At 59.1% G+C, this 4,371-nt stretch carries 1 protein-coding gene and 2 rRNA genes; all 3 read left to right on the top strand.

The features are described 5' to 3' along the window. The first annotated feature begins 30 nt into the window (after positions 1–30). The 3 genes from rrf (at position 31) to DW925_RS09830 (ending at position 4,017) form a co-directional block, all read left to right on the top strand. Positions 31–146, top strand: a 5S ribosomal RNA gene (gene rrf / locus DW925_RS09840). A 249-nt stretch (positions 147–395) separates the two neighbouring features. After that, on the top strand, positions 396–2,090 hold the full coding sequence (locus tag DW925_RS09835) for a phospho-sugar mutase (protein WP_055252695.1): 1,695 nt from the start codon (positions 396–398) through the stop codon (positions 2,088–2,090). A 421-nt stretch (positions 2,091–2,511) separates the two neighbouring features. Then, positions 2,512–4,017 (top strand): 16S ribosomal RNA (locus tag DW925_RS09830). The last annotated feature ends 354 nt before the right edge of the window (positions 4,018–4,371 follow it).

The following is a 4,371-nucleotide window of genomic DNA, read 5'->3' as shown; positions in this document are numbered from 1 at the left end:
GGACACCGTAACGGTGGGCGCCGCCCACCGGTCAGCGGCCAGAGCATGGGGGGCACGCCCGGTCCCGTTCCGAACCCGGAAGCTAAGCCCCATCGCGCCGAGAGTACTGCGGGGCCAGCCCGTGGGAGGCCAGGGCGCCGCTGACCGGTGGACGGCACCGAGCCGTCGCAAGACTTGAAGAAGGGGGAGGCCTCGCGGCCTCCCCCCTTTTTTGCGTTTACAGGCAACATTCCTTATGCAATTAAATCAATTTAATCATCCACCGCTGAATATAGACGTTCACCGTTCTTTGGTCGGTTCTCTGTTCTCAATGGACTAATATTTGCTTTAGCGCACTGCTGCGCTTGTCCTGTTTTTACACGGGTCGTTTTATTGATTGTGACGGAAGGACTCACATGGCAGATGTTCATGAGCTGCTTGATACTTGGATTGCCAATGTCAAGGACGAGGAGCTCCTCGCTGAGCTTAACACGATGAAGGAGCAGGGTGATGAGGACGCCATCACCGATGCTTTCTTCCAAGATCTCGCCTTCGGTACTGCCGGCCTTCGCGGCACTATCGGTGCGGGCACTAACCGTATGAATATCTATACGGTCGGTCGTGCGACCCAGGGATTCGCTGACTACCTCAATGCGACCTTCGAGCATCCAACGGTTGCCATCGCTCGCGATAGCCGCAATAAAGGTGAGCTGTTCGTTAAGACGACGGCTGCCATTCTTGCAGCAAACGGCGTGACTGCCCTCGTTTATCCCAAGATTTCTCCTGTGCCGACGCTCTCCTGGGCCGTCCGTGATCTTAAGTGCTCCGGTGGCATTTGCATGACCGCTAGTCATAACCCGGCACCGTATAACGGCTATAAGGCCTATGGCCCCGACGGCTGCCAGATCACCAGCGAGGCCGCCGATGCAATTTCTAAGGCTATCGCCGAGACCGATACGTTCACCGGTGTGAAGTCCATGGACTTCGATGAGGCTCTTGAGCAGGGCCTGGTCAAATGGATCGATGACTCGTGCCTCGAGCGTTATTACGACGCCGTTCTCGCTCGCGGCGTTACGAATCTTTCTGCCGAGGAGATTGCCGGCGCACCGCTCAAGCTTGTCTATACGCCGCTGAATGGTACCGGCCTCATTCCCGTCACCACGGTGCTCGAGCGCGCTGGCATCACTGATGTCACGGTTGTTCCCGAGCAGAAGGAACCTAACGGCGATTTCCCGACCTGCCCGTATCCTAACCCCGAGATCCGACAGGCCATGCAGAAGGGCATCGATCTCTGCGAGCAGGTTCACCCCGATCTGCTGCTTGCGACCGATCCCGACGCCGACCGTGTTGGTGTTGCCGTTAAGAATGGCGATGACTATCTGCTGCTGACCGGTAACGAGATGGGCGTCCTGCTGCTCGACTATATTTGCAAGACCCGTGCCGCCCGCGGCGAGGACCTCACTAAGAAGGTCGCGGTTACTACCATTGTTTCTTCCGCCATGGTCGATGCTCTGGCCGAGGAATATGGCTTTGAGCTCCGTCGCTGCCTGACGGGCTTCAAGTACATCGGTGACATCATTACCTCGCTTTCCGATGCCGGTGAAGTCGATCGCTTTATCTTCGGTTTTGAGGAGAGCTACGGTTATCTGGCTGGTGATCACGTGCGCGACAAGGACGCCGTGAGCACTTCGCTGCTGATTTGCCAGATGGCTCAGTATTACAAGCTGCAGGGTAAGAACCTCGCCGACGCGATGCACGAGCTGTACGAGAAGTATGGCTACTACCACAATAAGACGATTTCGCTGAGCTATCCGGGTGCTGAGGGTGCGGCAAAGATGGCCGGCATCATGGCCGGTCTGCGCGAGAACCCGCCCGCGGAGCTCGCCGGTTCCAAGATTGAGGCCGTCGTGGATTACAACACCTGCGTGAACGGCCTGCCGAAGGCTAATGTCATTGAGTTCGATCTCGAGGGTGGTAACAAGGGTATCGTCCGTCCTTCTGGCACCGAGCCCAAGATCAAGCTGTATATCTTTGCCAAGGGCGCGGATGCCGCCGAGGCTGATGCAGCACTTGACGCGATTGAGGAGTCCGGTCGCAAGCTGTTGGCCTAAGGCTTTGAAAGCCTATTTCTATAGATAGACGAAAGAGGGGGTCTCGGAAACGAGGCCCCCTCTTATATTATCCAGCCAGCCGAGAGTCCTTATATGTGTAGGAAATGTGTACGCCCAGATTCCCGCCCCCGGGGGCCCTCCGGTCTGGCAATATATCTCCTTGCCGCGCGGCCCGGTCGGACCGGATCAGCCGCACAGCGTGCACCTTGAGAACCGGATACTGCGAGGATGGACACATTCAGTGTCGCATCCGGGCAGACATCGAACCATTTGAAATGGTCTAACTTGGATTTGTTTTTCGCAAGGCCGCCGAGAGGCGGCCCCGAGAAATTCCTTTTCCTATACTAAAACCATATGAATCGAACGGAACCGATCAGCGATGGACTGAGAGGACCGGACGGGCTCGAAGCCCAGAATATTTTGGACGGAGAGTTCGATCCTGGCTCAGGATGAACGCTGGCGGCGCGCCTAACACATGCAAGTCGAACGGCACCCCTCTCCGGAGGGAAGCGAGTGGCGAACGGCTGAGTAACACGTGGAGAACCTGCCCCCTCCCCCGGGATAGCCGCCCGAAAGGACGGGTAATACCGGATACCCCGGGGTGCCGCATGGCACCCCGGCTAAAGCCCCGACGGGAGGGGATGGCTCCGCGGCCCATCAGGTAGACGGCGGGGTGACGGCCCACCGTGCCGACAACGGGTAGCCGGGTTGAGAGACCGACCGGCCAGATTGGGACTGAGACACGGCCCAGACTCCTACGGGAGGCAGCAGTGGGGAATCTTGCGCAATGGGGGGAACCCTGACGCAGCGACGCCGCGTGCGGGACGGAGGCCTTCGGGTCGTAAACCGCTTTCAGCAGGGAAGAGTCAAGACTGTACCTGCAGAAGAAGCCCCGGCTAACTACGTGCCAGCAGCCGCGGTAATACGTAGGGGGCGAGCGTTATCCGGATTCATTGGGCGTAAAGCGCGCGTAGGCGGCCCGGCAGGCCGGGGGTCGAAGCGGGGGGCTCAACCCCCCGAAGCCCCCGGAACCTCCGCGGCTTGGGTCCGGTAGGGGAGGGTGGAACACCCGGTGTAGCGGTGGAATGCGCAGATATCGGGTGGAACACCGGTGGCGAAGGCGGCCCTCTGGGCCGAGACCGACGCTGAGGCGCGAAAGCTGGGGGAGCGAACAGGATTAGATACCCTGGTAGTCCCAGCCGTAAACGATGGACGCTAGGTGTGGGGGGACGATCCCCCCGTGCCGCAGCCAACGCATTAAGCGTCCCGCCTGGGGAGTACGGCCGCAAGGCTAAAACTCAAAGGAATTGACGGGGGCCCGCACAAGCAGCGGAGCATGTGGCTTAATTCGAAGCAACGCGAAGAACCTTACCAGGGCTTGACATATGGGTGAAGCGGGGGAGACCCCGTGGCCGAGAGGAGCCCATACAGGTGGTGCATGGCTGTCGTCAGCTCGTGTCGTGAGATGTTGGGTTAAGTCCCGCAACGAGCGCAACCCCCGCCGCGTGTTGCCATCGGGTGATGCCGGGAACCCACGCGGGACCGCCGCCGTCAAGGCGGAGGAGGGCGGGGACGACGTCAAGTCATCATGCCCCTTATGCCCTGGGCTGCACACGTGCTACAATGGCCGGTACAGAGGGATGCCACCCCGCGAGGGGGAGCGGATCCCGGAAAGCCGGCCCCAGTTCGGATTGGGGGCTGCAACCCGCCCCCATGAAGTCGGAGTTGCTAGTAATCGCGGATCAGCATGCCGCGGTGAATGCGTTCCCGGGCCTTGTACACACCGCCCGTCACACCACCCGAGTCGTCTGCACCCGAAGTCGCCGGCCCAACCGAGAGGGGGGAGGCGCCGAAGGTGTGGAGGGTGAGGGGGGTGAAGTCGTAACAAGGTAGCCGTACCGGAAGGTGCGGCTGGATCACCTCCTTTCTAGGGAGATACATTCTTAGAGAGAAAACACTTTAACTCGAATAGAGGGCAGGAGCCCGTCCGGTAGATGTCCGCCAGGATGATTCCCCGCAGCACCCGGTCCCCGGGGTCGCACCCGCGTACCTTGAGAGCCGCATAGCGATAGGAGAGAGATGGAAGATCATTCTTCCAGACTCGATTCTTTTCTGCGATTTATCAGACAGAATGATAGCAATCATTCATCCGATCCAAACAAGAAGAATTCACTTATATATGAGTGAGGAGCATCTGATCGCGAGCACAGTCAACTACTGTGCCGCGGTATGAGATACCCGAATTGCGACATACGAGCGCTATTCATGATATCGATTAATT

It is taken from the genome of Collinsella sp. AM43-1 (genome assembly GCF_003467925.1).
Taxonomy (GTDB): Bacteria; Actinomycetota; Coriobacteriia; order Coriobacteriales; family Coriobacteriaceae; genus Collinsella.
The sequence above is the reverse complement of the archived record's forward strand: the minus strand, read 5'-3'. Positions and strand labels throughout refer to the sequence as shown.

Excerpts from the sequence above, each read along its gene's own strand:
- DW925_RS09835 (WP_055252695.1), top strand. The coding sequence starts at position 396 with ATGGCAGATGTTCATGAGCTGCTTGATACTTGGATTGCCAATGTCAAG.